29 protein-coding genes and 1 riboswitch are annotated in these 25429 nt (G+C 72.4%); of the genes, 15 read left to right on the top strand and 14 right to left on the bottom strand.

Annotation, left to right across the window (positions count from 1 at the left end; translation table 11 throughout):
- The first annotated feature begins 125 nt into the window (after positions 1 to 125).
- Together FLX08_RS31720 and FLX08_RS31715 are read left to right on the top strand one after the other, a co-directional pair.
- Complete coding sequence (locus FLX08_RS31720; RefSeq protein WP_244313050.1) at positions 126 to 971, top strand: LLM class flavin-dependent oxidoreductase; 846 nt, start codon at positions 126 to 128, stop codon at positions 969 to 971.
- Positions 972 to 986: 15 nt separating this feature from the next.
- On the top strand, positions 987 to 1931 hold the full coding sequence (locus FLX08_RS31715) for an alpha/beta hydrolase family protein (protein ID WP_244313049.1): 945 nt from the start codon (positions 987 to 989) through the stop codon (positions 1929 to 1931).
- A 93-nt stretch (positions 1932 to 2024) separates the two neighbouring features.
- Here FLX08_RS31715 and FLX08_RS31710 read toward each other — a convergent pair whose 3' ends face one another.
- Positions 2025 to 2450, bottom strand: coding sequence for a tautomerase family protein (locus FLX08_RS31710; protein ID WP_142623937.1), 426 nt, complete (start codon positions 2448 to 2450; stop codon positions 2025 to 2027).
- A gap of 36 nt (positions 2451 to 2486) precedes the next feature.
- Positions 2487 to 3158, bottom strand: a complete 672-nt coding sequence (locus FLX08_RS31705) for an SDR family NAD(P)-dependent oxidoreductase (RefSeq protein WP_142623969.1) — start codon at positions 3156 to 3158, stop codon at positions 2487 to 2489.
- Here FLX08_RS31705 and FLX08_RS42545 point away from each other — a divergent pair.
- Positions 3051 to 3317: a winged helix-turn-helix transcriptional regulator gene (locus tag FLX08_RS42545; RefSeq protein WP_244313055.1), complete on the top strand. Its 267-nt coding sequence runs from the start codon at positions 3051 to 3053 to the stop codon at positions 3315 to 3317. The two genes, FLX08_RS31705 and FLX08_RS42545, sit on opposite strands and share 108 nt — an antisense overlap.
- On the opposite strand, the gene FLX08_RS31700 is transcribed toward FLX08_RS42545, so the two are convergent.
- Positions 3314 to 4216 carry a dihydrofolate reductase family protein gene (locus FLX08_RS31700; protein ID WP_244313048.1) on the bottom strand — a complete coding sequence of 301 codons (903 nt, stop codon included), beginning with the start codon at positions 4214 to 4216 and terminating at the stop codon, positions 3314 to 3316. The genes FLX08_RS42545 and FLX08_RS31700 overlap by 4 nt on opposite strands.
- Positions 4217 to 4385: 169 nt before the next feature.
- Here FLX08_RS31700 and FLX08_RS31690 point away from each other — a divergent pair, with 169 nt between their 5' ends.
- From FLX08_RS31690 to FLX08_RS31675, 4 genes are all read left to right on the top strand, one after another.
- The gene (locus FLX08_RS31690) at positions 4386 to 4823 is read left to right on the top strand and encodes a MarR family winged helix-turn-helix transcriptional regulator (RefSeq protein WP_142623936.1); all 438 of its coding nucleotides are present in this window, start codon (positions 4386 to 4388) and stop codon (positions 4821 to 4823) included.
- 59 nt (positions 4824 to 4882) lie between these two features.
- Complete coding sequence (locus FLX08_RS31685) at positions 4883 to 5671, top strand: alpha/beta fold hydrolase (protein WP_167530643.1); 789 nt, start codon at positions 4883 to 4885, stop codon at positions 5669 to 5671.
- 222 nt (positions 5672 to 5893) lie between these two features.
- On the top strand, positions 5894 to 6841 hold the full coding sequence (gene add, locus FLX08_RS31680; protein ID WP_142623934.1) for an adenosine deaminase: 948 nt from the start codon (positions 5894 to 5896) through the stop codon (positions 6839 to 6841).
- Between the two features lie 73 nt (positions 6842 to 6914).
- A complete protein-coding gene (locus FLX08_RS31675; RefSeq protein ID WP_244313046.1) occupies positions 6915 to 8297 on the top strand; it encodes a serine hydrolase domain-containing protein in 1383 nt (460 codons plus the stop codon).
- Between the two features lie 4 nt (positions 8298 to 8301).
- On the opposite strand, the gene FLX08_RS31670 is transcribed toward FLX08_RS31675, so the two are convergent.
- From FLX08_RS31670 to FLX08_RS31655, 4 genes are read right to left on the bottom strand one after another with little or no spacing between them, the layout of a single operon-like run.
- Positions 8302 to 9498 (bottom strand): ABC transporter permease, encoded by a 1197-nt coding sequence (locus tag FLX08_RS31670; protein ID WP_142623933.1) that lies wholly within the window; start codon positions 9496 to 9498, stop codon positions 8302 to 8304.
- The gene (locus FLX08_RS31665; protein WP_142623932.1) at positions 9495 to 10310 is read right to left on the bottom strand and encodes an ABC transporter ATP-binding protein; all 816 of its coding nucleotides are present in this window, start codon (positions 10308 to 10310) and stop codon (positions 9495 to 9497) included. The genes FLX08_RS31670 and FLX08_RS31665 overlap by 4 nt, the downstream gene beginning before the upstream one ends.
- Positions 10307 to 11371 carry an efflux RND transporter periplasmic adaptor subunit gene (locus tag FLX08_RS31660; RefSeq protein ID WP_244313045.1) on the bottom strand — a complete coding sequence of 355 codons (1065 nt, stop codon included), beginning with the start codon at positions 11369 to 11371 and terminating at the stop codon, positions 10307 to 10309. Before FLX08_RS31660 ends, FLX08_RS31665 begins: the two co-directional genes overlap by 4 nt.
- Entirely contained in the window at positions 11368 to 11883 is a 516-nt protein-coding gene (locus FLX08_RS31655; protein ID WP_142623931.1) for a hypothetical protein, read from the bottom strand. Before FLX08_RS31655 ends, FLX08_RS31660 begins: the two co-directional genes overlap by 4 nt.
- 156 nt (positions 11884 to 12039) lie before the next feature.
- Between FLX08_RS31655 and FLX08_RS31650 the strand changes: the two genes are divergently transcribed.
- Both FLX08_RS31650 and FLX08_RS31645 read left to right on the top strand, forming a co-directional pair.
- The gene (locus FLX08_RS31650; RefSeq protein WP_142623930.1) at positions 12040 to 12693 is read left to right on the top strand and encodes a response regulator transcription factor; all 654 of its coding nucleotides are present in this window, start codon (positions 12040 to 12042) and stop codon (positions 12691 to 12693) included.
- Positions 12690 to 13865, top strand: a complete 1176-nt coding sequence (locus FLX08_RS31645; RefSeq protein ID WP_244313044.1) for a sensor histidine kinase — start codon at positions 12690 to 12692, stop codon at positions 13863 to 13865. Before FLX08_RS31650 ends, FLX08_RS31645 begins: the two co-directional genes overlap by 4 nt.
- 37 nt (positions 13866 to 13902) lie before the next feature.
- Here the strand turns inward: FLX08_RS31645 and FLX08_RS31640 are convergent, their stop codons facing one another.
- The gene (locus tag FLX08_RS31640) at positions 13903 to 14475 is read right to left on the bottom strand and encodes a TetR/AcrR family transcriptional regulator (RefSeq protein WP_142623929.1); all 573 of its coding nucleotides are present in this window, start codon (positions 14473 to 14475) and stop codon (positions 13903 to 13905) included.
- A 16-nt stretch (positions 14476 to 14491) separates the two neighbouring features.
- On the opposite strand from FLX08_RS31640, the gene FLX08_RS31635 reads away from it, so the two are divergent.
- The 3 genes from FLX08_RS31635 to FLX08_RS31625 all read left to right on the top strand — a co-directional run bounded on the left by FLX08_RS31635 (position 14492) and on the right by FLX08_RS31625 (position 16305).
- Complete coding sequence (locus FLX08_RS31635) at positions 14492 to 14644, top strand: hypothetical protein (protein WP_208761782.1); 153 nt, start codon at positions 14492 to 14494, stop codon at positions 14642 to 14644.
- 330 nt (positions 14645 to 14974) lie between these two features.
- Positions 14975 to 15108: riboswitch (cyclic di-AMP (ydaO/yuaA leader) on the top strand.
- A 14-nt stretch (positions 15109 to 15122) separates the two neighbouring features.
- Positions 15123 to 15809 carry a CHAP domain-containing protein gene (locus FLX08_RS31630; protein WP_142623928.1) on the top strand — a complete coding sequence of 229 codons (687 nt, stop codon included), beginning with the start codon at positions 15123 to 15125 and terminating at the stop codon, positions 15807 to 15809.
- Positions 15810 to 15957: 148 nt separating this feature from the next.
- Positions 15958 to 16305, top strand: a complete 348-nt coding sequence (locus FLX08_RS31625; RefSeq protein ID WP_142623927.1) for an ArsR/SmtB family transcription factor — start codon at positions 15958 to 15960, stop codon at positions 16303 to 16305.
- Between the two features lie 36 nt (positions 16306 to 16341).
- Here FLX08_RS31625 and FLX08_RS31620 read toward each other — a convergent pair whose 3' ends face one another.
- The 5 genes from FLX08_RS31620 to FLX08_RS31600 all read right to left on the bottom strand — a co-directional run bounded on the left by FLX08_RS31620 (position 16342) and on the right by FLX08_RS31600 (position 21286).
- A complete protein-coding gene (locus FLX08_RS31620) occupies positions 16342 to 16869 on the bottom strand; it encodes a GtrA family protein (RefSeq protein ID WP_244313043.1) in 528 nt (175 codons plus the stop codon).
- Positions 16870 to 17052: 183 nt separating this feature from the next.
- On the bottom strand, positions 17053 to 19437 hold the full coding sequence (locus FLX08_RS31615) for an ATP-binding cassette domain-containing protein (protein ID WP_167530642.1): 2385 nt from the start codon (positions 19435 to 19437) through the stop codon (positions 17053 to 17055).
- A 188-nt stretch (positions 19438 to 19625) separates the two neighbouring features.
- Positions 19626 to 20036: a VOC family protein gene (locus FLX08_RS31610; RefSeq protein WP_142623925.1), complete on the bottom strand. Its 411-nt coding sequence runs from the start codon at positions 20034 to 20036 to the stop codon at positions 19626 to 19628.
- A gap of 5 nt (positions 20037 to 20041) precedes the next feature.
- A complete protein-coding gene (locus FLX08_RS31605) occupies positions 20042 to 20491 on the bottom strand; it encodes a helix-turn-helix transcriptional regulator (protein WP_142623924.1) in 450 nt (149 codons plus the stop codon).
- Between the two features lie 147 nt (positions 20492 to 20638).
- Positions 20639 to 21286 carry a TetR/AcrR family transcriptional regulator gene (locus FLX08_RS31600; RefSeq protein ID WP_142623923.1) on the bottom strand — a complete coding sequence of 216 codons (648 nt, stop codon included), beginning with the start codon at positions 21284 to 21286 and terminating at the stop codon, positions 20639 to 20641.
- Between the two features lie 67 nt (positions 21287 to 21353).
- Here FLX08_RS31600 and FLX08_RS31595 point away from each other — a divergent pair, with 67 nt between their 5' ends.
- Positions 21354 to 21932 (top strand): NADPH-dependent FMN reductase, encoded by a 579-nt coding sequence (locus FLX08_RS31595; RefSeq protein ID WP_142623922.1) that lies wholly within the window; start codon positions 21354 to 21356, stop codon positions 21930 to 21932.
- Positions 21932 to 23380, top strand: coding sequence for a DHA2 family efflux MFS transporter permease subunit (locus FLX08_RS31590; RefSeq protein ID WP_142623921.1), 1449 nt, complete (start codon positions 21932 to 21934; stop codon positions 23378 to 23380). The genes FLX08_RS31595 and FLX08_RS31590 overlap by 1 nt, the downstream gene beginning before the upstream one ends.
- Here FLX08_RS31590 and FLX08_RS31585 read toward each other — a convergent pair.
- Positions 23337 to 24251, bottom strand: coding sequence for a LysR family transcriptional regulator (locus FLX08_RS31585; RefSeq protein WP_244313042.1), 915 nt, complete (start codon positions 24249 to 24251; stop codon positions 23337 to 23339). The two genes, FLX08_RS31590 and FLX08_RS31585, sit on opposite strands and share 44 nt — an antisense overlap.
- Before the next feature lie 136 nt (positions 24252 to 24387).
- Here FLX08_RS31585 and FLX08_RS31580 point away from each other — a divergent pair, with 136 nt between their 5' ends.
- Complete coding sequence (locus FLX08_RS31580; RefSeq protein ID WP_244313040.1) at positions 24388 to 25311, top strand: MFS transporter; 924 nt, start codon at positions 24388 to 24390, stop codon at positions 25309 to 25311.
- Positions 25312 to 25429 lie beyond the last annotated feature (118 nt).

Below are 25429 nucleotides of genomic sequence, written 5' to 3'. Positions count from 1 at the left end.
ACCAAGCCATGCGTCGTTCCCGCACTTCCCTTTCCACCCGGCCGCCGTCGGCGCACTCATCCCGCGCCGCCCGCGGCGAAAGGACCATCCCCATGCCGCATTCCCTCCGCCCCAGTTTCGGGATCATGACCGCTCCGCAACAGGTCGGCTATCACGACGTCCTGCGGGTCTGGCGCGAGGCGGACGCGATCCCGCAGATCGAGCACGCGTGGCTGTTCGATCACCTCATGCCCATCGCCGGCGACCCGGACGGGCCTGCCTACGAAGGCTGGACGCTGCTCGCCGCCCTCGCCGCACAGACCCGGCGGCTGCGGATCGGCGTACTGGTGACCAGCAACCGGTTCCGGCCGCCCGCGATGCTGGCCAAGATCGCCGCGACCGTCGACGAGATCTGCGGCGGACGGCTCGACTTCGGCATCGGCGCCGGTTCACGGCCCGGCCATCCGCCGGCCCGGCGTGAGTACGACGCGCACGGCTTGCCCTTCCACGACGCCGCGCACGCCGTGGAGAGCCTCGCCGAAGCCTGCACGGTGATCCGGCGGTTGTGGACCGAGGCCGAACCGTTCGACTTCCACGGCACCCACGTCAGGCTCACCGGGGCCTTCTGCAACCCCAAACCCGTCCAGCGTCCCCATCCGCCGATCCTCATCGGCGGCCGCTCGTCGCCGACGCTGCGCGTGGCCGCCGAGCACGCCGACCTGTGGAACGTCCCCGGCGGCGACATCGGCGACGTCGTCCGCCGCAGCGCGCTGCTCGACCGCTACTGCGCCGAGATCGGCCGCGACCCCGCCTCCATCACCCGCTCGATCCACCTGCCCGTCTCCTACGACCGGCCCGGCCCCACCCGGGACGCGATCACCGAGGCGATCGGCGCGGGCTTCCGGCACATCGTCCTCGGGCTGCCGTCGCCCTACCCCGAAGGCGTCGCCCGTTGGGTGACCGACGAACTCATCACTTCACGAAACAACTGAGAGGAAGACCAACCCATGACGCACACAGGCATGGCGGCCACCGATGTGGCCGTCGGCGCGCCCACCCCTGTCATCTCGGTGAAGCCGGTGGTGCTGCCGGCCCCCGGCCGCGGCGAGGACCTGCGCGTACGCGTGTCCGCGCCGGCGACCGGAAACGAACTGCCGGTCATCGTCTTCTCGCACGGCTTCGGGGAGTCGATGGACGGCTACGCCCCGCTGGTCGACTTCTGGACCGCCCACGGCTTCGCGGTGATCCAGCCCACCCATCTCGACTCGAGGACGCTGAACCTTCCTCCCGACGACCCCCGTACGCCCCTGATCTGGCGGTTCCGCGTCGAGGACCTCACGCGCGTCCTCGACGGGCTGGAGTTCGTCGAAGCCGCCGCTCCCGGGCTCGCCGGGCGGCTCGACCGGAGCCGCATCGCCGTGGCCGGCCACTCCTGGGGCGCGCAGACGGCGAGCATGCTCCTGGGCGCGCGAGTCCTCGGCGCGGAAGGCGAGCCGGGAGAGGACCTGTCCGACCCGCGGATCACCGCGGGTGTGCTGCTCGCCGTCCCCGGCACGGGCGGAGCCGACCTGACTCCGTTCGCCGCCGAGCACTTCCCGTTCATGAACCCGGGCTTCGCGGAGATGACCACACCGGCCCTCGTGGTCGCGGGAGACCGCGACCAGTCCCTGCTGTCGGTCCGGGGGCCGGACTGGTTCACCGACGCGTACGTCCGGAGCCCACACGGCAAGAGCCTGCTCACTGTGTTCGGTGCGGAACACTCGCTCGGAGGGATCTCCGGCTACAACGTCACGGAGACCACGGACGAGCACCCCGGGCGGGTCGCCCTGATCCAGCGGCTCACCTGGGCCTACCTTCGCACCGCGCTCGGCGTCGACGGCTCCGCCTGGCCGGAGGCGCGTGCCGCTCTGGCCGCGGCCGGCGAACCACTGGGCCGCATCGAATCCCGATGAATCCCTGAGCGGGCGGCACGGTCAGCGGCGCACCGCGAACCTCAGGTGCAGCCCGGGTCACTCATCGGCCGGGGCGACGCACCGGCGGCGCGGTCAGTAGGGGGACGCCGAGTTGCTCGCGGCCCAGTGCTTCTCGGCGGCGGAGCCCGCCGGAGGCGGCGCGATCCCGTTGATCATCCAGAGGTCTTCGCTGGTCTCGTCGACGTGGAACTCCCAGTGCAGCGCCGCGTGCCCTTCGAGGTGGGGCTGCAGCATGCCCTTTATCCATTGGGCGGTCCGGCGCCGGCTCTTCCGGTCGGGGTTGCTTCGCGCGATGTGGTCGACGGTGATGCGGACCCCGGCCGGGGTCGGCTCCCCGCCGACGTAGAAGTCCTCGGGCCGGGTCTGGTGGAACAGCGTGACCACGTAGAACCGGGGCAGCCCGATCTGTTCGTAGTGGTCGGCGATACGGGCGGCGAGCCGGTGCTTCTCCGCGTCGGTGAAGATCCCGGGCGTGTGATGGATGGTCCACAGCGGCATGGCGGTGCGGTACTCCTTGAGTGCGCAGATGCGGTCTCAGCGGGCGGTCGAGAAGGTCAGGTTCTCCACGGGGCCCGACAGTGCCGCCTTGGCGGCGACCGTGACGTCGTCGGCGAGCACCTCCGCGGCCCCGGACTCCAGGCCGTCGACGATCCGCGCGGCCACGTCGGCCGGAGTCGCCTTCGGCAGTTCGATGGCGGAGACCATGTCGGTGTCGATGAACCCCGCGTGCACACCGACGACCTGGGTGTTCTGGCGCGCCAGCTCGATCCGGAGCGAGTTCGTGAGGGACCACGCCGCCGCCTTGGACGCTCCGTAGGCGCCGCCGCCGGCCAGCCAGGACAGCACGGAGTGCATGTCGACGAGCGCGCCCCCGCCGTTCGCGGCCAGGATCGGTGCGAAGGCCCGCGCCATCCGCAGCGGCCCGAAGACGTTGACGTCGAACGTCACGGTGACATCCTCGAAGTCACCCGTCAGCAGTGGGGCGGGCAGCAGGATCCCGGCGTTGTTGAACACGATCTCGGCGTCGGAGGCGATCTCCGCGAGGGCGGCGACCGACGCCGCCGAGCGGACCTGCTCAAACAGCTGAAGGCCGCAGGGATCGTCGCGTCCGTCGTCTATCGGGAGCCGGGAAGCCGGGCCCGCGACGAATACCGGCTGACGGAGGCCGGCGAAGACCTGCTGCCGGTGTTCCTGTCGCTGATGCAGTGGGGCGACAGGCACCTGCAGGACGGCCGTCCGCCCCTGTCGTTCGTCGAGTCCGGCACCGGCCGTCCGATACAGGTCCGCGTCAGCGCCGAACCGGCGCCGGAGACGGCGTGCGACGACATCGAGATCCGAGTGCACCCCGCCTGGCAGCGCGGCTAGCGGCGTACCTTGAACCTCAGGTGCAGCACACCGTCGCCCTGGGTGACCACGTGGGGGCCCTCCAGCAGATGCTGCCCGTCGATGCCGCCGAAGTAGCGTTTGCCCGACCCGAACACCACCGGCACCACGTCCATCGCCACCTCGTCCACGAGGCCGGCCGTGAGGATCTGGCCGCCCACGTCACCGGCGTTCACGCTGACGATTCGCTCCCCGGCGAGCTCCTGGGCCTTGTCGATCGCAGCCGTCACGTCGTCGACGAAGTGGTACGACGCCTCGGGGTGCCAACCCTCGGGCTTGGGCCGGTGGGACACCACGATCACGTGGTCACCTGCCGGCGGCCGGCCCTCCCAGCCGTTCACCAGGTCGAACAGCGCGCGGCCCATCACGATCGCGCCGACCGCCTCCCATATCGGCCGGACGTACTCCGCCGATGCGCGGGAGAGCTTGAAGCCGCTTCCGGCGCCGGAATGGTCGTACTGCTGGTCGCCGCCTCCGGCGATCGGGGTGTCCCCGTTGAAGTACCAATCGTGGAGTGGCCCGACGTCGTCGTTCGCGTCGGCGATGAACCCGTCAACCGACACCGCGTTGTGCATGATCACTGTGCCCACCGACATCCCCCAAGGCTTGAAGTGCACCCCGACGAGCCGCACCCGTGCGGGGTGCTCGAAGAGGAAACGCCTGGTCCATACACCCATGAACCAGCCATCGGTGAACACTTCCGGCGGCACCGAAGGGTCGGAATCCCACAGGCGGGCGGGTTCGCCCAGGTTGATGAACAGGTGTGCCGACGGCATCGGGGGGACGTTCATCCTGCGGTGTCGCGGCACCCCGGTCAGGCAGTAGACGTCGTCGATGAACTGGTCGAGCGGCGGCGCGGGCACCCGGCCGACGTATTCCATGGGCTCAGTGTGGCCCACGAGGATTCGATCTCGCGCGACAAGCCGCACCAGCGTGCCATGCCCGCCACCGGCGTGCTTCCTCGGTGCGGCCGCGCCGCACCGGCGGCCGCCCGTCGCGTACGAACGCCTGCATCTTGCTCTGGCTAAGTTAGCTTGCTAAGTTAGCGCCATGGAACGGAACCTCAGCCTCAACCTGCACGTGCTCACCGCCCGGCTGGACCGGGCCGCCGACCGGATCCTCCGGGCCGAGCACGGCATCTCCTACAGCCGGTTCCTGGCGCTGACCCTGGTGGGAGAACTGGGCGCCTCGACGCAGCGGACCCTCGCCGACTACCTCGGCGTGACCGAGCCGTCGGTGAGCCGCATGACCGGTGTCCTGGCCGCCGACGGCCTCCTCGACGTCCAGCCCGACCCCGCCGGGGGCAACCGCCGGCGGCTGAGCCTCACCGACGAGGGGAAGCGGCGGGTGGCCTCGATCCGGCAGGAGTTCGAAGACCGGCTCGCCGCCGTCGTCGCCGAGAGCGGCGTGCCGTACGCCGAGTACGCCGAGCACACCGCGCGGCTGCTGACCACGTTCGACCGGCTGGAGCGGGAGGCGGGCAAGTGAGCCGGAACACCGATATTCCGCCCTTACACGAGCACACGGCAGTTTCGGCCGATGGCACCGTGATCGGCTACCGGACCCTGGGCGCAGGACCGGACCTGATCGTGGTCGGCGGCAACCTTCGCACCTCTGACGACTACCTGCCGCCGGCCCGCCTGCTGGCCCGCTCCTTCACCGTGCACGTCGTCGACCGGCGCGGACGCGGCGCCAGCGGCCCCCAGGGACCGGAGTATTCCCTGGCCAAGGAAGTCGAGGACCTACGCGCCGTCCAGGCCGCGACCGGGGCCCGCCTGGCCTTCGGGCACAGCTACGGCGGTCTGGTCGTCCTGGAGACCGCACGCTCCTTCCCGCTGTTCGACCGCATCGCGGTCTACGAGCCAGGAGTGCCCTGCTCCCCCGTCCCCACCGCCTGGATGGCCCCCTTCCGGGAACGGCTGGCCGCCGGCGACCACTACGGGGCTTTCGTCCACTTCATCCGAGGCTCCGGCGGCGCACCGGACTTCATGACCAAACTGCCGCACTGGTACCTGCGCATGGTCTTGCGCATCGTCTTCCGCGGACCGGCCTGGCAGCGGATGCGGCCCCTTCTGGGAGCCTGTCTGGCCGAACACGAACAGCTCGCCGCCCAGTACGGCCGCCTCGCCGAGTTCAAAGACGTCACCGCCCCCGTGCTGCTCCTCGTCGGCGGCCGCTCCAAGCCCGAGCACCGAGCGGAGTTCGCCATGCTCCGCGACACCCTTCCCCACGCCACTCTCACAACCATCGACGGCCTCGGCCATCTGTCCCCGACGGAACCAAAAGCGGGCCCGGTCGTGGCCGAGCAGGCACTGCCGTTCCTCCTGGGACGATAAGGCGGACGCTCGGTCGCCGGATCACTCGTCGACACCACAGCGACAGCCCCCATCACCGTGGCGCACGCACTGCTCAGCACACCCACTCTGTAAAGAAATCGCGCTTGATCAGGCTCGGCAGCAGCACATTGCCCACAGCGACCGCCACCCCGAGCGGGGCGGCCGTGGCCGCGCTCGAAAATGTGTGGGTGCCGCGGGCGCCGATTGCCTAGGGTGCTGCCGGTGAGAGACCTCCGTCTGCTGCCCAAGGCTCACCTGCACACTCACCTGGAAAGCACCGTGCGTCCCGCGACGATCCGCGAGCTGGGCGGCGAGCCGCCGGTGCAGGACCGGCCGTTCCGGGACTTCCGGGAGTTCGCCGACCAGCGCGCCGGGGTGCGGGCGCTGCTGCGCGAGCCGGGGCACTTCCGCCGCATCGCCGAGGAGTTCTGCCAGGACGAGGCCGCCCACGGGGTTCGCTACGCGGAGGTCACCTTCACCGCGGCGGCTCACGGCGAGCGTCTCGGCGATCCGGACATGCCGCTGGAGGCCGTGCTGGAGGGACTCGCCACCGGCGAGGAGCGGTACGGCATCCGGACCCGGGTGATCCTGGACCACTCCCGCCGCCGTCCCGCCGAACGGCTGTGGCACAGTCTCAAGCTGGCCGTACGGCACCCGCAGGTGATCGCCATCGGGCTGGCCGGGGACGAGTCCCACCCGGCGGCGCCGTTCGCCGAGGTGTTCCAGGCCGCCCGCGAGGCGGGGGTGCACCTGGTGCACCACGCTGGGGAGACGGCAGGCCCGGCCAGCGTGCGCGAGGCGTTGACGGTGGGGCACGCGGAGCGGATCGGCCATGGCATCCGGGTGCTGGAGGATCCGGATCTGGTGGCCGAGCTGCGCGAACGCCGCGTGCCGCTGGAGGTCTGCCCCTCCTCCAACGTCCTGCTCGGGCTGGTCCCCTCGCTGGCCGGGCACCCGCTGCCGCGCCTGGTCGAGGCCGGTCTGACGGTCACCGTGAACACGGACGGGGAGACCTCGCTGGCGGCGGAATACCAGCGCGCCCGGGAGGTCTTCGGCTGCAGCGACGCCGAGCTGGCGGACCTGGCCCGTGCCTCGGTCGCGTGCAGCTTCGCCCCTGCGGAGGTGAAGGCGCAGGTCGGCGCCGAGATCGGCCGGTGGCTCAGCGGCTGAGAGCCCGGCCTTCCCGAGCTGTGCGCGGGCTGGGCGGAGTCCCGGGCCGCGCGGGCGGCGGAACGCTAGCCTGGTGCGGATCACGGAAAGGGGACGACCAAAAATGGTGCTGGAGGGGACGGCCCGCGCACTGCTGCGCCGGCTGGCGGCCGAGCAGGCCGAGGCACGGCTGCCGTCGGTGGTGGCGGCGATCGTGCGGGGCGGCGAGATCGCCTGGTTCGGGGCGCGCGGCCGGGTCGGCGGTGAGCCGCCCACGCGGGACACTCAGTACCGCATCGGATCCATCACCAAGACCTTCGTCGCGACCGTCGTCATGCGGCTGCGCGACGAGGGCAGGCTCGACCTGCTGGACCCCCTCGACAAGCACGTGCCCGGCACCCCGCTGGGCGACGTCACGGTCGCCCAGCTGCTGTCCCACAGCGGCGGGCTGACCGCCGAGTCTCCCGGCCAGTGGTGGGAGCGCACCCCGGGCGTGCCGGTGGCCGACCTGATCGCCGCGCTCGGCCCCGAGTCGGCCCGGCACCGGCCCGGCCGCCGCTACCACTACTCCAACCTCGGGTTCGCCCTGCTCGGCGAGCTGGTCGCGCGCAAGCGGTCGGCGCCGTGGGACGAGGCCGTACGCGAGGAGATCCTGGAGCCGCTCGGCATGCGCGACACGACCCCGCGTCCCCGTGCGCCGCACGCCACCGGCTATGCCGTGCACCCGTGGGCCGACACGCTGCTGCCGGAGCCGGAGAACGACCACGGCGCGATGGCCCCGGCCGGGCAGATGTGGTCCACGGCCGCCGACCTGGCCCGGTGGGCGGCCTTCATCGGCGGCGACACCGGCGAGGTGCTGCGCCCGGCCACGGTCGCCGAGATGCGCGAGCCGGCCGTGGTGGACGACGGCGACACCTGGACCCGCGGCTACGGGCTGGGCCTCCAGCTCGCCCGGCACACCGGGCCCGGCGGCCCGCGCCGGCTGGCCGGTCACACCGGGTCGATGCCCGGCTTCCTGGCCACCGTGTGGGCCGACCCCGCCGACGGCACGGCCGTGCTGTGGATGGCCAACACCACCTCGGGGGTGCGCAACCTCGACACCTCCCTGCTGGACATCCTGGCCGAGCACGAGCCGCCGCTGCCGGCCGAGTGGTCGCCCTCCCCGGTGGACGAGGACCTGCTGGCGCTGACCGGGCCGTGGTATTGGGGGCCGACGCCGTACGTGCTGCGGGTCCTGCCGCAGCGGGGCCTGTCGCTGACCCCGGTGAGCGGGCAGGGCCGGGCCTCCCGGTTCGCCGCCCGGGCCGACGGCACCTGGCTGGGGCTCGACGGCTACTACGCTGGGGAGACCCTGCGGGTGGTCCGCTCCCCCGGCGGGGCGACCCACCTCGACCTCAACACGTTCATCTTCACGCGTGAGCCGTACGATCCGGCGGCCCCGGTGCCGGGCGGCGTCGACCCGGCCGGCTGGAGGTGACCCGTCAGGTGGTGGCCAGCGCCACCGTCGGCGACAGACGGGCCGCGCGCATCGCCGGATAGAGACCGGCGAGGGTGCCGATGACGAGCGTGGCGCCGACGGCGCCCGCGAACGCCCAGGGCGGGACCACCGGCGGCCAGCCGCGCGACAGCGCGTAGCCGGCGGTGGCCAGGCCGCCCAGCACGGCCCCCGCGACCCCGCCGAGCGCCGACAGCAGCAGCGACTCGGCGAGGAACTGCAGCCGCACCTGGCCGCGGGTGGCGCCCAGCGAGCGGCGCAGGCCGATCTCCTTGCGCCGCTCCAGCACCGAGATCACCATGGTGTTGGCCACGCCGACCCCGCCGACCAGCAGCGCGACCGCGCCGAGCCCGAGCAGCAGGTTGGTGAACGCGCTCGCGGCCGCCGCCCGGGCCGCCAGCGCGTCGGAGGGCCTGCTGACCGTGACCTCCTCCGGGTTCTCCGGGTTGACCGTGCGCGGCAGCACGGCGCGTACGGCCTCCACCGACTCCTCGGCGGATCGCTCGTAGATGGTCGTCGGGTGACCGTCGAAGCCCAGGTATTTCTCTGCGGCCGGGAACCCGACGAGCGCCGAGCGCTCGATCTCCGGGGCGAGCGGCATCGCGCCGAGGACGCCGACGACGGTGAACCACCGTTCGCCCATCCAGACCTGTACGCCCGTCCTGGTGATGCCGAGCCGCTGCGCGGCCTTGGCGCCCAGCACGACGGCGGGCCGCGTCTCGGTGGCGGCGTTCAGCCAGGCGCCCGTGACGACCCGGCCCTCCAGGGTGGTGAGCAGGTCGGCGGTCGCGGCCTGGACGGCGATGCCGCCGGTCACGGCCTTGGGGATGCGGTCGGTGCGCCGGATGGTGGTGCCGACCGTGCCGGTGGCCGAGGCGGTGCGCACCGGCCCGATGCGCCGGACCATGCCGAGCGCCTCCACGGGCAGCTTGGCCTGCTCGCCGAACATCGTCTGCCCCGGCGCGACGGTCAGCAGGTTGGTGCCGAGCCGGTCGAGCTGGCGCAGCAGCTGCTCGCGGGAAGACGACGAGATGCCCAGCACCGCGATCATGGTGGCGATCCCGATGGCGATGCCGAGCGCCGACAGGACCACCCGCGCGGGGCGGGTGCGCAGCCCGGCCGCGCCGGTCCGCAGGACGTCGGACGGCCCGAGCCGGGCGGGGGTCAGCCGCTGACCTGTCATCGTGGTGCTCCCTTCGCCGCCCCCGCCGTTTCGGCACCCGGCACATTCTCGAAGCCGGGCGGCGCTGCGGGGCCGGATGCCGTCTTGGGGTTGGGCCCGGGCGGGCGGCGTCCGGCGCCCGCCCCGGCGTCGGCGACGACCCGGCCGTCGCGTACGCGCACCTGCCGGGGGCACCACTCGGCGATCTCGGGGTCGTGGGTGATGACGACGATCGTGGTGCCGGCGGCGTACAGGTCGCGCAGGACGTTCAGCACCTCGGCGCCCGCCGCCGAGTCGAGGTTGCCGGTCGGCTCGTCGGCCAGCAGCAGCGGCGGGTCGCCCGCCACGGCGCGGGCCACCGCCACCCGCTGCTGCTCCCCGCCCGACAGCTGGCTGGGCCGGTGGCCCAGCCGGTGGCCGAGGCCCACCCGCTCCAGGGCGGCGGCCGCGCGTTCGCGTCGTGCCCGCAGCGGCGTGCCGGTGTAGAGCAGGCCGTCGGCGACGTTGTCCAGCGCGCTCGCCCCCGGCGCGAGGTGGAACTGCTGGAAGACGAAGCCCAGGTGGCGGGCGCGCAGCGCGGAAAGCTCCCGGTCGGACAGGCCGGCCACGTCGTGCCCGGCGATCCGTACGGTGCCCGTGGTGGGCCGGTCCAGGGTCCCGATGAGGTGCAGCAGGGTCGACTTGCCGGAGCCGGACGGGCCGGCGATGGCGACCAGCTCGCCGCGTTCGACCAGCAGGTCCACGCCGCGCAGGGCCCGCACGCCGGCGCCGTACACCTTGGTCACCTCGCGCAGCTCCACCACGCGGGGCTGCTCGGGCTGCGGGACGCTCATGTGGCGGGCACCCCGACCTTCATGCCCTCGGCGAGCCCGGCCGCGGTGATCTCGACCATGCCGCTGCCGAAGGCGCCGAGCTCGACCGGGACCACGCGGGTGGAGGCGCCCTCGACCACCTCGACGCCGAAGCCGCCCTCGCGCAGGGCCAGCAGCGCCTCCACCGGCACGGCCAGCACGTTCTTTCGCCGCTCGCTGACCAGCTCCACCTCGACCGGGGCCTTGTCGAGGCGCGTCTTGGGGGTCTTGCTCAAGGTGATGTCGACGTCGATGGTGCTGCCCTCGTCCTGGCCCTGCCCGGACGTGACGGCCTCGGCCACCGTGCCGACCGAGGTGATCTTCCCGGCCACCCGCTCGCCGCCCGGCAGTTCCACGGTGACCTTGGCGCCCTTCCTGGCCAGCGACTGGTCGTCGGTGGACAGGTCCACGTGCACCAGGCGCCGTACGCCCGTGACGGTGAGGGCCGGACGCCCGGGGACGGCCCTGTCGCCGACCTCGACCTTGGTATCGGTCACCCGGGCGGCGGCCGGCAGGACGACCACCTGCGAGGCGTCCACCTGGCCGGTCTCGGGAAGCCCGGCGTCGTCCTGCCACTCCTTCACCGCCAGATAGGTGGCGTAGCTGAAGTGGTCGTCCACGGTCAGGTCGTCGCCGTAGCCGAGGACCTTGAGGTTGCGTTCGAGCTGCTCGACGTCCGGGCCGTCGTCGACGCCCTGCCGCAGCGGGCGGTACATGGGCAGCGATCCGTACATGAGGACCACCGGCCTGCGGTCGACCTTGAGCAGCGGGCGGCCGCGCCGGACGACCGCGCCCTCGGCGGGCGTCCAGGTCACGGTGCCGGCGGCGTCGACGGTGACCTGCCGCTCGCCGGAGTAGGTCAGCGCCCCCTCCACGGTCTTGGTGTCGATCAGGTCATGACGCGTGATCGACGCGGTGGCGGGGACCGGGGGCGGGGACGGCTCGGCCGCTCCCGCGCCGTCGCCGCCTGCCATGGCGACGGCCGTTCCCGCGGCGGCCAGGGCGAGGACGCCGGCGCCCGCGATCACCAGGCCCTTCCTCACGGCTTCCTCCCCGGCGCGAACTCCTCGCAGGCCTTCTGCGCCTCTTCCATCGCCTTCTGCTGGCCCGGCTTGATCCTGATCTGGATCCCCTGTCCAGGGTCCGGGTCGGGCATGTCGATGCCGTGCTCGCGCATGCACTGGGCGAACTTGACCATCCGGTCGCGCGCCTCGGGATCGCCGCCGCCGGCCTTGTCGCCGATCGCGTCCTTCATGAAGTGCCGGCAGTCCTGCATGGCCTTTTCCGTCGCGGCCTGGTCGCCCTTCTTGCTCATGATGCGGACGCGGCCGTCCGGACCGGGATCGGGCATGTCCACGCCGTGCTCGCGCATGCACTGGGCGAACTTCAGCTGGGCGTCCTGCCGGTCCACCGGGGCCGGCGCCGATGCCGACGGCCCGGCCGTGGCGCCGCCCGCGCTGGCGATCCCGTCGTCCGCGGGGGCCGCGCCGCAGCCGGCCAGCGCCAGTGCGAGCCCTAATGCCGGGCCCAGGGCGCGCAGCGGTCGTGAGCGCATGGGTCGTTCCTCCTCTGTCGTTCCTCCTCGTCCAGGGCGTTCGCCCGGGACGGGGCCCAACTCCAGCGGAGGCGGTGCTAAACGCGGATAAGCGAGATCGGCTTATCCACGGCTAACACCGGCTGCGCCACCCTCGAAGCCGAGCGGGAGGTTGGGATGCGGGTGCTCGTGGTCGAGGACGAGGAACAGCTGGCCGAGGCCGTCGCCCGGGGGCTGCGGCTGCACGCCATCGCGGTGGATGTGGCCTACGACGGTCAGGAGGCGCTGGAGCTGGCCGCCTACGTCGACTACGACGTGGTCGTTCTCGACCGCGACCTGCCCGAGGTGCACGGCGACGACGTGTGCCGGGAGCTGGTCACGGCCAGTGGGGCGAGCCGCATCCTCATGCTGACGGCGGCCGGGCGGGTGCGTGACCGGGTCGGGGGGCTGTCCCTGGGCGCCGACGACTACCTGGTCAAGCCGTTCGCGTTCGCCGAGCTGGTGGCCCGGATCCGGGCCCTGGCCCGGCGCTCGCCCCGGGCGGTGCGGCCCGTGCTGGAGCGGGCCGGGATCCGGCTCGACCCCGCCCGCCGTACGGTGGTGCGCGACGGGCGGCAGGTGACGCTGGGCCGCAAGGAGTTCGACGTGCTGCACGAACTCATGCGCGCGGGCGGAGGGCTCGTGACCTCGGCGCGGCTGCGCGCGAGCGTGTGGGACGAGCACGCCGACGCCGGCACGGGCGTGCTGCGCGTCACGATCACCTCGCTGCGCCGCAAGCTGGGTGAGCCGCCGGTGATCGAGAACGTGCCGGGCCGGGGGTATCGGCTGTGAGGCGTGTCCTGTCGCTGTGGAGCAGGCTCGGCCTGCGGATGCGGCTCACCCTGCTGTACGGCGGGCTGTTCTTCCTGGCGGGGTCGGTGCTGCTGTGGTTCACCCACCTGCTGACCGCGCGGGCGCTCAACCAGCGGTTCGTGGTGGCGGTGGCGTCGAAGGTGACCGGCATCGGCGACCCCGGGGCCGTCATGGGGACCAACCTGCCCGACAGCGACACGCTCGCGCAGCGGGTGCGCACCAACGTCGAGCAGGGGGCGACCGACGCGCTGAGCGACGTGCTCCGCTCGTCGGTGGTCGTCATGGTCCTCGTCGGCGCCGTCGCGGTGGTGGTGGGCTACCTGGTGGCCGACCGCGCGCTGCGCCCCCTCGACCGGGTGACCGAGACCGCGCAGCGGCTGTCGGAGAGCACGCTGCACGAGCGGATCGCACTGCGCGGCCCCCAGGACGAGGTCAAGCGGCTCGCCGACACCTTCGACGCGATGCTCGACCGGCTGCATCGGGTGTTCGACGCCCAGCGCCGGTTCATCGCCAACGCCTCCCACGAGCTGCGCACCCCGCTGGCGATCAACCGTACGGTCCTGGAGGTGTCGCTGGAGGAGCCCGCGGCGTCGGAGGACCTCAAGGCGCTGGCCCGCGCGCTGCTCGGCACCAACGCGCGGTATGAGCGGCTGATCGAGGGCCTGCTCGTGCTGGCGCAGTCGGAGCAGGAGGTGACCGCGCGCAAGCCGGTCGACCTGCGGCAGGTCGTCCGTACGGCGATGGAGCAGATCGACCTGCAGCCGCGCCGCAGGAAGGTCGTCGTGCACGAGGACCTGTGCCCGGCGGTCGCGCACGGCGATCCGCTGTTCCTCGAACGCTGCGTGTTCAACCTGCTGGAGAACGCGATCAAATACAACGTGCGGGACGGGGAGGTCTGGGTCCGGTTGCGGGAGGACGAGGCCGGGGTGAGCGTGACGGTGGAGAACACCGGGCCGCCGGTTCCGCCGTACGAGGTGGACGATCTGTTCGAGCCGTTCCGCCGGCTCGGCGGCGACCGGGTCCGCTCCGCCCGCGGTGCGGGCCTGGGCCTGTCTATCGTCCGGGCCATCGCGGTGGCCCACGGCGGCGGGGCGGAGGCGCTGGCCCGGCCCGAGGGCGGCCTGGCGGTGACCGTACGCCTGCCGAAGTGAGCCGTGCGGTCGTATCCGCCGTGACCCCGCGGGTCGCTCAGGCCCGGTCGCGGGTCAGGGCCCGCAGTTCGCGCAGCATGTCCTCCGCGAGGGCGGTGAGGGAGCGATGTTCGTCCTCGCGGAGCCATTGGACGAAAGCGACCTTGAACACGGTGACGCCCGACTCCGCCGCCAGGGTGGCCGCGGCCTCGTCCACGCCTCGCGCGCGCAGGGCGCCCGCGACCGCCTCGGCGAGGGTGGCGAGCTTGTGCCGCTCGCGTTCCTGCAGTGCGGGGTTCTGATCGATCACGGACTGCCGGGTTCGCGAATGATGCCGGCGCTCGTCCGGGAAGAAGGACGTCGCGGACCGCAGGGCGCAGGCGACGATCTCGATCGGGGACGCGTCCGGGGGCGCGGCCTCCACACCGGCGAGGAACGCCTGGGTGAACAGGTGCTGATTATGGAAGAGGACCTCGCGCTTGTCGCTGAAGTGACGGAAGAAGGTGCGCTCGGTCAGGCCGACGGACTGTGCGATGTCCGTGGCGGTCGTCTGCTCGAACCCGTGGGTCGCGAACAGTTCGAGCGCGGCCTCCTGCAGCCGCTCGGCGGCCCCGGGCGCCCAACGCGTCATGCGGCCAAGTGTAGTGATGACAGTGACCGACGTGATGAGTATCGGCACCTTCTTCGGCATGGACCTCGCGGCGACCGGCACCGCGACGCGAACCCTCCTCGGGTGGGCGCCCACCGGCCCGGCCCTCGTCGACGACCTCGACGCGGGCGCGTGCGCGATCTCCCGTTGACGTCGCGACCAAGCGCACGCCAAGCGAGGTCGGGAGATTTTTCCGGGTCCTGGTGGGTGGGGTGCGACCCCGCGCCGGGCCGGCAGGACAGCACAGGGCAGGGCGGGATCGCCGTCAGGAGCGGGGCCGCGCACTCCGGACTGCGGTCCGGGGCCGCCACCCCCCACCATCGCCGTCCCCTTTATGCCGGACTGGACGGGTAAAATCCCTCTTGCCCTAACTTGACCGGTCTGACCTGGTCTATTAGCTTTTAGGCAGCTCAGGGCGCACTTGCTCATTTCAATGGTCAAGAAGCCCTCCTCAGACCGAAGCGGCCGGCCATCCCGGCCTGCCGCCCGGCCACCGAGTCCGCGTCCGCGCGGAGCCGGGGACCCACCTCTCCTGGGGTGAATCGGCATGCGTGCCGTAGGGCGCCTTCCAGCCCGAACCCGTCAGCTAACCCGGTAGGTGGCATGGAAGTAAGGGAGAACGCCCCACCATGCACGTCTTCAACACCTGGGTCCGCGCTGCCCTCGCGGGCGGAGCCCTCGCCTCGGCCGTGCTGATCGCGGCGCCGGCGGCGCACGCGGACAACCCGGCGACCGGCAAGGGCCCGGCGGCCGCGCAGACCATGCCGGAGATCGCCGCCAGGCTGCCCAAGATCACCTCGACCGACGTGCTGACGCTGGCCAGGAGCCAGATCGGGATCACCGAGAACGCCAAGGGCGGCGGCACCAAGTTCCAGCACTGGTACATGTCCACGCCCCGCGCCCGCGAGACCCTCGCCCGCGACGGCGGCAAGCTCGCCGACTACCTCAACGCCCCCTGGTGCGACATGTTCGTCTCCTGGGTGGGCGAGCAGCTCGGCATCGCCCCGGTGATGGGCTCCGACGCCTACACCGTGAAGCACGCCCAGTGGTTCGCCGACCACGGCCGCTGGGGTCACACGCCCAAGCCGGGCGCGGTGGTGTTCTTCGCCTGGAGCGGCAGCAAGGACATCGACGACATCGAGCACGTCGGGTTCGTCGTCAAGGACAACGGCGACGGAACGATCCAGACCATCGAGGGCAACACGGGCGACGGCGGCGCCGTCGAGGCCCGCACCCGGCCCACCTGGCAGGTGGCGGGATACGGCTACCCGATGTACCCCGGGAACCTTTCCGCCTCCGCTTCCGCCTCCTCCTGACGGACGGCCTTCTGGCGGACGATCCATTGCCGTTCGGACGACGGTCCCGAAGCGCGCCGGTGATCCGGCGCGCTTCGCCGTCTTCGGCCGAGAGCGTCCGGCTCCTGCCGAATTGACCTACGCGAGCGTGACCTGCGAGCCTGACGGCATGCACGCGTTCGACGTCCTCGGCGATCCGGTGCGCCGCCGGATCCTGGAACTGCTCGCGGAGGGCGAGCGCCCCGCCGGGGAGATCGGCGCAATCGTGCAGGAGGAGTTCGGGATCTCCCAGCCCGGGGTGTCCCAGCACCTGCGCGTGCTGCGGGAGAGCGGCTTCGCGACGGTCCGGGCCGAGGGCACCCGGCGCCTGTACGCCGTCGATCCCGCGCCGCTCCGCGAGGTCGACACCTGGCTCGACCACTTCCGCCGCTTCTGGAACCAGCGCCTGGACGCCCTGGGCACCGAACTCGCCCGCGGCCGGCGCGAGCGCCGCCTCCGGGACGACGCCCATCCGTAAGCCGATCATGCGCACGGTCCGAGCCGGTCCGCATGATCACGAGCTTTGACAACGCTCCACGATGTCGGACTCACGGAGCTTCTGTTCGCTGTCTATCCGGCGGTCATCCGCGGACTCGTCGGGGAAGACCCACTTCCGGAGCGCCCAGAAGCGGAAGACCATGGCGATCAGGGTTCCGATGATCTGCGCGCTGATGAAGTCGCCGATCTCCTGGCTCATCAGGCTCACGTCCGGGGTCTCCAGGCGAAACACGTACCGGGAGATCCACAGCGGCGCGGAGTTGAGAACGAGACCGACGCCGCTGACCAGGAAGAACAGCGCCGCCTCGTGACGGCGCTCGCGGCCGCCCCTGGTCCGGAACGACCATTCGCGGTTCAACACGTAGGACACGATCGTCGCCACGAGCACTGCGATGATCTTCGCGGTCACCGGCTTGGGTTCCAAAACGGCCAGCTTCAACCCGTAGAACACCGCGTTGTCCACTAAGAACGCTGTTCCACCCACCACCGCGAACTTCAGTGGTTCACGGTGCTTCAGCGCCAGCGAGTGCAGTGGTTCCGGCAATCTTGCCAGCACTGCGTTTCGTATTCGGAGCACCCCCGATCTTCTCAACAGATGGTCGCGGGATCTACGGACGCGGCTGGTCCGGGTCGAACCGGCGAGCGGCCGGGTTCACGTCCGCCGGCCGGCGGACTCGGAGTATCGCGGGCCGGCGTTCGTGTGACGGCGTTCGTGTGACGGCCGAGGTCAGGCGCCGACGTAGGCCGCGAGGTGCTCGCCGGTGAGGGTGGAGCGGGCGGCGACGAGGTCGGCCGGGGTGCCTTCGAAGACGATCCGGCCGCCGTCGTGACCGGCGCCGGGGCCCAGGTCGATGATCCAGTCGGCGTGCGCCATGACCGCCTGGTGGTGCTCGATCACGATGACCGACTTGCCGGAGTCGACCAGCCGGTCGAGCAGCCCGAGGAGCTGTTCGACGTCGGCGAGGTGGAGGCCGGCGGTCGGCTCGTCGAGGACGTAGACGCCGCCCTTGCCGGCCATGTGGGTGGCGAGCTTGAGCCGCTGCCGCTCGCCGCCGGACAGCGTGGTGAGCGGCTGACCGAGGGTGAGATAGCCGAGCCCGACGTCGGCGAGCCGGTCGAGGATGGCGCGTGCGGCGGGCGTGCGGGCCTCGCCGGAGCCGAAGAACTCCTGGGCCTCGGACACCGGCATCGCGAGCACCGCGCTGATGTCGCGCCCGCCGAGCTTGTGCTCCAGCACCGCCGCCTGGAACCGCTTCCCCTCGCACTCCTCGCAGGTGGTGGACACTCCCGCCATCATCGCCAGGTCGGTGTAGATGACGCCGGCGCCGTTGCACGCGGGGCAGGCGCCCTCGGAGTTGGCGCTGAACAGCGCCGGCTTCACGCCGTTGGCCTTCGCGAACGCCTTGCGGATCGGGTCGAGCAGCCCGGTGTAGGTCGCCGGGTTGCTCCGTCGTGAGCCGCGGATGCCGCCCTGATCGACCGACACCACGCCCGCGCCGGCCGGGACCGACCCGTGGATGAGCGAGCTCTTGCCCGACCCGGCGACTCCGGTGACGACGACGAGCACGCCGAGCGGGACGTCGACGTCGACGTTCCGCAGGTTGTTCGCCGTCGCGCCGCGGATCTCCAGGGTGCCGGTGGGCTTGCGCACCGTCTCCTTGAGGGCCGCCCGGTCGTCGAAATGGCGGCCGGTGACGGTGCCGCTGGTCCGCAGCCCCTCGACGGTGCCCTCGAAGCAGACCGTGCCGCCCGCCGTGCCGGCGCCGGGACCGAGGTCGACGACGTGGTCGGCGATCGCGATCATCTCGGGCTTGTGCTCCACGACCAGCACCGTGTTGCCCTTGTCCCGCAGCCGCAGCAGCAGGTCGTTCATCCGCTGGATGTCGTGAGGGTGCAGGCCCGTCGTGGGCTCGTCGAAGACGTAGGTGACGTCGGTGAGCGAGGAGCCGAGGTGGCGGATCATCTTGACGCGCTGCGCCTCGCCGCCGGACAGCGTGCCCGACGCCCGGTCGAGGGACAGGTAGCCCAGCCCGATCTCCACGAACGAGTCGAGAAGCTGCTGCAGCGTGGCGAGCAGCGGCGCGACCGACGGCTCGTCGAGTTCGCGGATCCAGCCGGCCAGGTCGCTGATCTGCATCGCGCAGGCGTCCGCGATGCTGATTCCCTTGATCGTGGACGACCGCGCGGCCTCGCTGAGCCGGGTGCCGCCGCACTCGGGGCAGGTGGTGAACTTCACCGCCCGCTCCACGAACGCCCGGACGTGCGGCTGCAGCGCCTCCTTGTCCTTGGACAGCATCGACTTCTGGACGCGGGGAATCAGGCCCTCGTAGGTGAGGTTGATGTTGTCGACCTTGATCTTGGTCGGTTCCTTGTAGAGCAGGTCGTCGAGCTCGGTCTTCGTGAAGTCGCGGATCGGCTTGTCCGGGTCGAAGAAGCCGGAGCCGCTGAAGATGCGGCCATACCAGCCGTCGACGCTGTAGCCGGGGATCGTGAGCGCGCCCTCGTTGAGCGACTTGGAGTCGTCGTACAGCTGGGACAGGTCGATGTCGGAGGTGCGGCCCAGGCCCTCGCAGCGCGGGCACATGCCGCCGGTGACGGTGAACTCGCGCCGCTCCTTCACGGTCTTGCCGCCGCGCTCGAACTTGACCGCGCCCGCTCCGCTGACCGAGGCGACGTTGAAGGAGAACGCCTGGGGCGAGCCGATGTGCGGCCGGCCGAGCCGGCTGAACAGGATGCGCAGCATCGCGTTGGCGTCGGTGACCGTGCCGACCGTGGAGCGGGGGTTGGGGCCCATCCGCTCCTGGTCGACAACGATCGCGGTCGTCAGCCCGTCGAGCACGTCGACCTCGGGACGCGACAGCGTCGGCATGAACCCCTGCACGAACGCGGAGTAGGTCTCGTTGATCAGCCGCTGCGATTCGGCGGCGATCGTGCTGAACACCAGCGAGCTCTTACCCGAGCCGGAGACGCCCGTGAACACCGTGAGCCGGCGCTTGGGGATCTCGATGCTGACGTCCTTGAGGTTGTTCTCGCGTGCGCCGTAGACGCGGATCAGATCGTGGGTGTCGGCAACGTGCGGCGCAGGGGACTGCGCGTCCGTACTCGTGGCCATGCTTATCGTGCTCTCCATAACTTCAGGCGGGGGCGCCCCTGGCGGTCTCCGTCGGCGTGGCAAGGCTCGATCTAACCAGCTTCGAGCGGTCCGCCTGGTTCTTTCGGCGGCGCAGGGGACGCGTAGGACAACGGGGGACGGCCGGGGACGCCGATGGGCGAGGAACCACGCGGTAGGACGAGGCCGGCTCAGCGCAGCTCGTTGATCCGGATCATGTTGCCGGCCGGATCGCGGATGGCGCAGTCGCGGACCCCGTACGGCTGCTCGACCGGCTCCTGCACGATCTCGGCGCCCCGGTCCCGCAGCCGCCGGAAGAGGCCGTCGAGGTCTCCGGTGGACAGGGTGATCATGGCGAAGGTGCCCTTGGCCATCATCTCGGCGATGGTGCGGCGCTCGTCGTCCGTGACGCCGGGGTTGCCGCCCGGCGGGTACAGGACGATGGACGTGCCCGGCTGGCCGGCGGGGCCGACGGTGATCCAGCGCATCCCGCCGTAACCGGCGTCGCCCCGGACCTCGAAACCGAGGACGTCGCGGTAGAAGGCCAGCGCCACGTCCGGGTCGTCGTGCGGGAGGAAGGCCGAGTGAATGGTGACGTCCATGGCTGTCACGCTAGCTGCGGCTCGGTCGCAGGTGCTTCTCGATTCCTGACGGGCCTGGTCACCTGCTTCGCCACGCACGGCGGCATCCCGGCCGTCGCGTTCGCCGCCTGCCGCCGGTAGGTGCTGGGCGGCACGCCGACCAGCTCGGTGAAGCGGGTGCTGAAGCTGCCCAGCGACGAACAGCCGACCGCGAAGCAGACCTCGGTGACGTTCATGTCGCCCCGGCGCAGCAGCGCCATCGCGCGCTCGATCCGCCGCGTCATCAGATAGCTGTACGGCGACTCGCCGTAGGCGAGCCGGAACTGCCGGCTGAGATGCCCGGCGGACATGTTCACCCCCCGGGCGAGCGCCTCGACGTCCAGCGGCCGGGCATACTCCCGGTCGATCCGGTCACGGACGCGGCGCAGCAACGCGAGGTCGCGCAGGTGCTGTTCAGAGGCGGGTCTGCTGCTCACGCGGCAAGCGTACGTCGTGCCACCGACATTCCAGCCTGCCGGGCACCCCCGGACCTGCTCCTGACCTGCGGCGGGTCCGGGCCGCCGAGACCAGCCCGTCCCGCCCGCGAAGTCACGAACCCGTCATCCGGCGCGGTCGTGCGCCGCTCAGCTCTCCGTTCTGCGGTAGCCGTCCAGGAAGGCCCGTACGCCCGCGGTCACCATGTCCGTGATCTGCTCGCCGGTGAGCGGTCCCTCGGCCGACCGGGTGGAGGCCTCGAACGTCGCCAGAGCGATGAAGTGCAGCGCCGCGCGCTCCGGGTCGGCGATCCGGAGCAGGCCCTCGGAGGCCAGTTCCTCCAGGCGGCGGACGACCTCGCCCCGTACGCGCAGCGGTCCGGCCTCCTGCCACTCCTCCAGCAGCTCGCGGGGGAAGTGCCGGCCCTCCACGTTGATCATCCGCACGAGCGCGAAGTGGTCGGGGAAGTCGACGCGATGGGCGACCAGGGCGCGGCCGACGGCGATGAGCCGCTCCTCCGGCCCGCTCGCCTCGCGAAGCCCGCGTTCGACGTACTCGGCGAAGGCGTCGGCGACCCGGGTCGCGCTCTCGGCGAGCACGACCGCGAACAGCCGCTCCTTGCTGCCGAAATGCTTGTAGAGCGTGCGGGTCGAGACGCCCGCCTCGCGGGCGATGGCGTCGGTGGTGGTGCGGGCGTACCCGTCGCGTCCGAAGACGGCGCGGGCGGCCCGGGTGATGGCCTCGTCCTTGGCCGGCCTGCCCCGCCTCGGCCCGTCCGTCCGGCCTGACCCCTCCACATGTCCTCCATCAGGGTTACGCTAGTTTTTGCCGTACACGGTTTACTTTACCTTGAAGGGGGACGCCGTGCAGCACGAACTCGCTGTCGCCGTCATCGTGGGAAGCGTCCGGCCGGGCCGCCGGGGCGAGGCCGTCGCACGCTGGGTGCAGGGGCGGGCCGCGCGCCGCGAGCGCCTCGCGGCCGAGGTGGTCGACATCGCCGGATATCACCTGCCGGTGCTCGACGAGCCCTGGCCCGCCGCCTACGGCCGCTACGACAGGCCGCACACCAAGGCGTGGGCGGACGCGATCGCACGCTTCGACGCGTACGTCATCGTCACCCCGGAATACAACCGGTCGATCCCCGGCCCACTGAAGAACGCGATCGACTACCTCTACCGGGAGTGGCACAACAAGGCCGCCGGGTTCGTCAGCTACGGCATCGACGCGGGCGGGGCCCGTGCGGTCGAGCACCTGCGCGTGGTCATGGGCGAGTTGCAGGTCGCCGACGTGCGGGCGCAGGTGGCGCTGTCGCTGGCGGCGGACTTCGACGGCGAGGACTTCGCCCCCGGACCCCGGCGCGACCGGGAGCTGGACGTCCTGCTCGACCAGCTCACCGCCTGGGGCACCGCGCTGCGGGGCGTCCGGCGACCGGCGGCGGCGTGATGGCCGCTCCCCCCACCGCCAGGGCCGCCGCCGCGCCCATCCCCTGGCCCGTCTGGCGGCTCGCCCTGGTGATGGCGTTCGGCGCGTTCATGAGCCAGCTCGACACCTCGGTCGTCAACGTCGGGCTCGACACGATCGCCACCGATCTGCGGGCCGGCCTGGGCTCCGCCCAGTGGGTGGCGAACGCGTACCTGATCGCCCTGGGCCTGTCGCTGCCCGCGTGCGGCTGGCTCGTGCGACGGTTCGGCGCCGGGCCGGTCTGGCTCGCCTCGCTCACCGGCTTCACCCTCACCTCCGGGTTGTGCGCCCTCGCCGGCGACATCGGCTGGCTTGTCGCGTTCCGCGTCGCGCAGGGGCTCACCGCCGGCCTGCTCCTGCCCGCCGGGCAGACCGTGCTCGGCCAGGCGGTCGGCACCCACCGTCTCGGCCGCGTAATGGCGACCCTCGGCATCGCGGTCACGCTCGCGCCCGCCCTCGGTCCGGGCCTCGGCGGCCTCCTCCTCCACCTCGGCTCCTGGCCGTGGCTGTTCCTGGTCAACCTCCCCCTCGGCGCGCTCGCCCTCTGGCTCGGCCTGCGTCACGTGCCGCGCGAGCGGCCCTCCGTCCACCCGGGGAGCCTCGACTGGCCGGGGCTGCTGCTCGTCGCCGCCGGCGTCCCGCTCCTGATCTACGGCCTGAGCGCCTGGGGCGAGCGCGGCGCCGCCTCGGGTGTATCCGGCGGTGTATCCGGGGGTGGACTCGGCGGCGCACTCGGGCCGGTGGCCGCCGGCGCCCTCGCACTCGCCGCGTTCGCCTGGCACGTGCGCCGGGCCGCCCACCCCGTGCTCGACCTGCGGTTGTTCGCCAACCCGGCGTACGCCGCCGCCACGGCGACCGCCGCGCTCACCGGGGCCGCGATGTTCGGCTCCACGCTGCTGTTCCCGCTGTACTTCCAGGTCGGCCGGGACACCGGGGTGACCGCGACCGGCCTGGCGCTGATCCCGCTCGGCCTCGGCACCGCCCTGCTCCTGCCGGTCAGCGGCCGCCTCACGGACCGTTTCGGCGGCGGCGTCGTCAGCGTGTACGGCGGCCTCGCCGCCGTGGCCACCACCGTGCCGTTCGCGCTGCTCGGCACGGACATGAACACGGCCACGGTGGAGGGCCTGCTGCTGCTGCGCGGCATGGCCCTCGCGCTCGCCGTGACGCCGGTCGGCATCGCGGCCTACCAGGCGGTCGCCCCCGAGCAGCTCGCGGACGCCACCACGCAGGTCAACATCCTGCAACGGCTGGGCGGCGCGCTCGGCGGGACCGTGTTCGCCGTGGTGCTCACCACCCGGCTGCCCCTCGGCGTGGAGGACGCCTTCCACGCCGCCTTCCGATGGCTCACCGCCGCCTCCGTGCTCGGCCTCGCCGGGGCGGCCTGGCTCACCGCGGCGCAGCGCCGTGGCCGAGGGGCGGAGGGAGGCTGACCGCCTCGGAGGCGGCGCTCGCGTAGAGGATCTCGCGCATGCCCGGCAGCGCCTCACGGTCGGCCCGCCACACCAGGCGCAGGTTCAGGCCGGGGACGTCGAACGCGAGCCGGGAAAGGGCGCCGGCCGCGACCCGGTCGGCGACCGCGAACCACGGCAGCAGCGCGATCCCGAGGCCGCGCTCGGCCCACGCCCGCATGACGGGAACGCCGCCCGCCCGCACCCGCTCCACCCGGTCGCCCAGCAGACGCTCCCCCGCCAGCCAGAACGAGCAGGCGGGCACGTTGACCAGCAGCCGCTGGCCGTACAGGTCCTCCCGGCGCAGCCGGGACGCGGCGGCCAGCGGGTGGTCCGGCGCGGCGACCAGCGCGAGCGGCACGGGATCGAGGTCGAGGAAGGCCAGCGGCGCGGCCGGCGCGCCGAAGCCGAGCCCGCCCAGATCGTCTCCGGCGTCGAGCAGCAGCGCCGCGTCGAGGTCCGCGGCGGCGACCGCGTCGAGGAGACGGTCGCGGACGCCGTCCGAGCGCACCTCCACCATGAGGTCGGGACGCCGTTCGGCCAGCCGGGCCAGGACGGCGGGCACGTACACGGCCGCGATCGTCTCCAGGGAACCGAGCCGCATCACCGGGCGGGCCTGCGCGACGTCGTGCCTGGCCTGGTCGGCCTGGTCCAGCAGACGCCGCGCCCAGCCGCGCAGGCGCTCGCCCGCCGCGGTCGGGCGCATCCCCCGCGGCCCCCGCTCGAACAGCTCGACCCCGAGGTCCCGTTCCAGGGCTCTGATCTGCTCCGACACCGACGACGGCGCGAGATCCAGGGCGACGGCGGCGTCGGTGACCGTCCGATGGGCCACAACCGCCTCGAAAGTCCGCAACTGCCGCAGTTCCATGCCGCACCGAACGGGCCTGGAGCGTTCGGTTATTCCGAACGCGGCCTGCGGCCGGGCCGGTGGAGCCGTCCAGCCGCCGACGCCACAGTGACCCCAGGTTGTCTATCTCCTGGAGTTCCTCGTGACGTCGACTGTTTCCGCCGCTCCCCCCGCCGTTCCCCCCGCGGTGCCCGGCCGGACCCGAGCGCTGGCCGGGATCGCCCTCGGCTATTTCATGGTGCTGCTCGACACCACCGTCCTGTCGGTCGCCGAGCCCGACCTCGCCCGGTCCTTCGGCGGGGGTGTCACCGGGCTGCAGTGGACCGTGACCGGCTACACCCTCGTGTTCGGCGCCGCGCTGCTGACCGCCGGGTCCGCGGCCGACAGGTATGGCGCGCACCGCGTGTTCCGGGTGGCCGTCGCCGCCTTCGGCCTCGGCAGCCTGCTGAGCGCGCTCGCGCCGTCGCTGTGGGCGCTCGTCGGGCTGCGGGCGCCCGGCGTCCCCGGCGCGCTGGTGGCGGGGGCGGCGGTCAACTTCGCGATGAGCGGGGTGCTGTTCGTGCTGCCGCTGCTCTTCCAGCAGGCGCTGGGCCTGACGCCGGGGCAGATCGGGGCGGCGCTGCTGCCCATGACGCTGCCCTTCGCCGTCAATCCGCTGCTGACCGGCAGGATCGTCGCCCGGTCGGGGCCCCGGCCGCCGGTGCTGGCCGGGCTCGGCCTGCTCGCGGCCGGCGGCGTCGCGTTCGGCGCGGCCGTCTGGGCGGGCGCCTCCTACCCGTTCCTGCTGGCCGGGCTGGTGGCCACCGGTTTCGGTGTGTCGTTCGCGCTGCCCGCCCTGGCCACGTTGATCGTGACCGCGGCTCCCGAGGGCACCGCCGGCATGGCCGGTGGGCTGCTCAACGCGGCCCGGCAGTGCGGCGCCACGATCGGCGTCGCCGTGACGGGCGCGTTCGTGACCGTCGGCGTACCCGATCAGGGACACCACGGCGCGGCGTACGCGCTGGTCATGCCGGCCGTGGTCTGCGCCGCGGCGGCCGTCGCCGTCGCCCGGCGCCGGGCAGGGTGAGATGGGCGGGTGAGGCGGACGGACGGCCGCCGTGATGGCCGCGGCGGCGTTCATCGCTTTTTCCTTCGCCCCTTCGTGGCCGTACGCCCTTGACCCGCGTTCCTGAGGGGATGGGACA

This window comes from Microbispora hainanensis (genome assembly GCF_006874475.1).
Lineage (GTDB): Bacteria > Actinomycetota > Actinomycetes > Streptosporangiales > Streptosporangiaceae > Microbispora > Microbispora hainanensis.
Note: the sequence above shows the minus strand (reverse complement) of the source record. Positions and strands in the feature narration are given on the sequence as shown.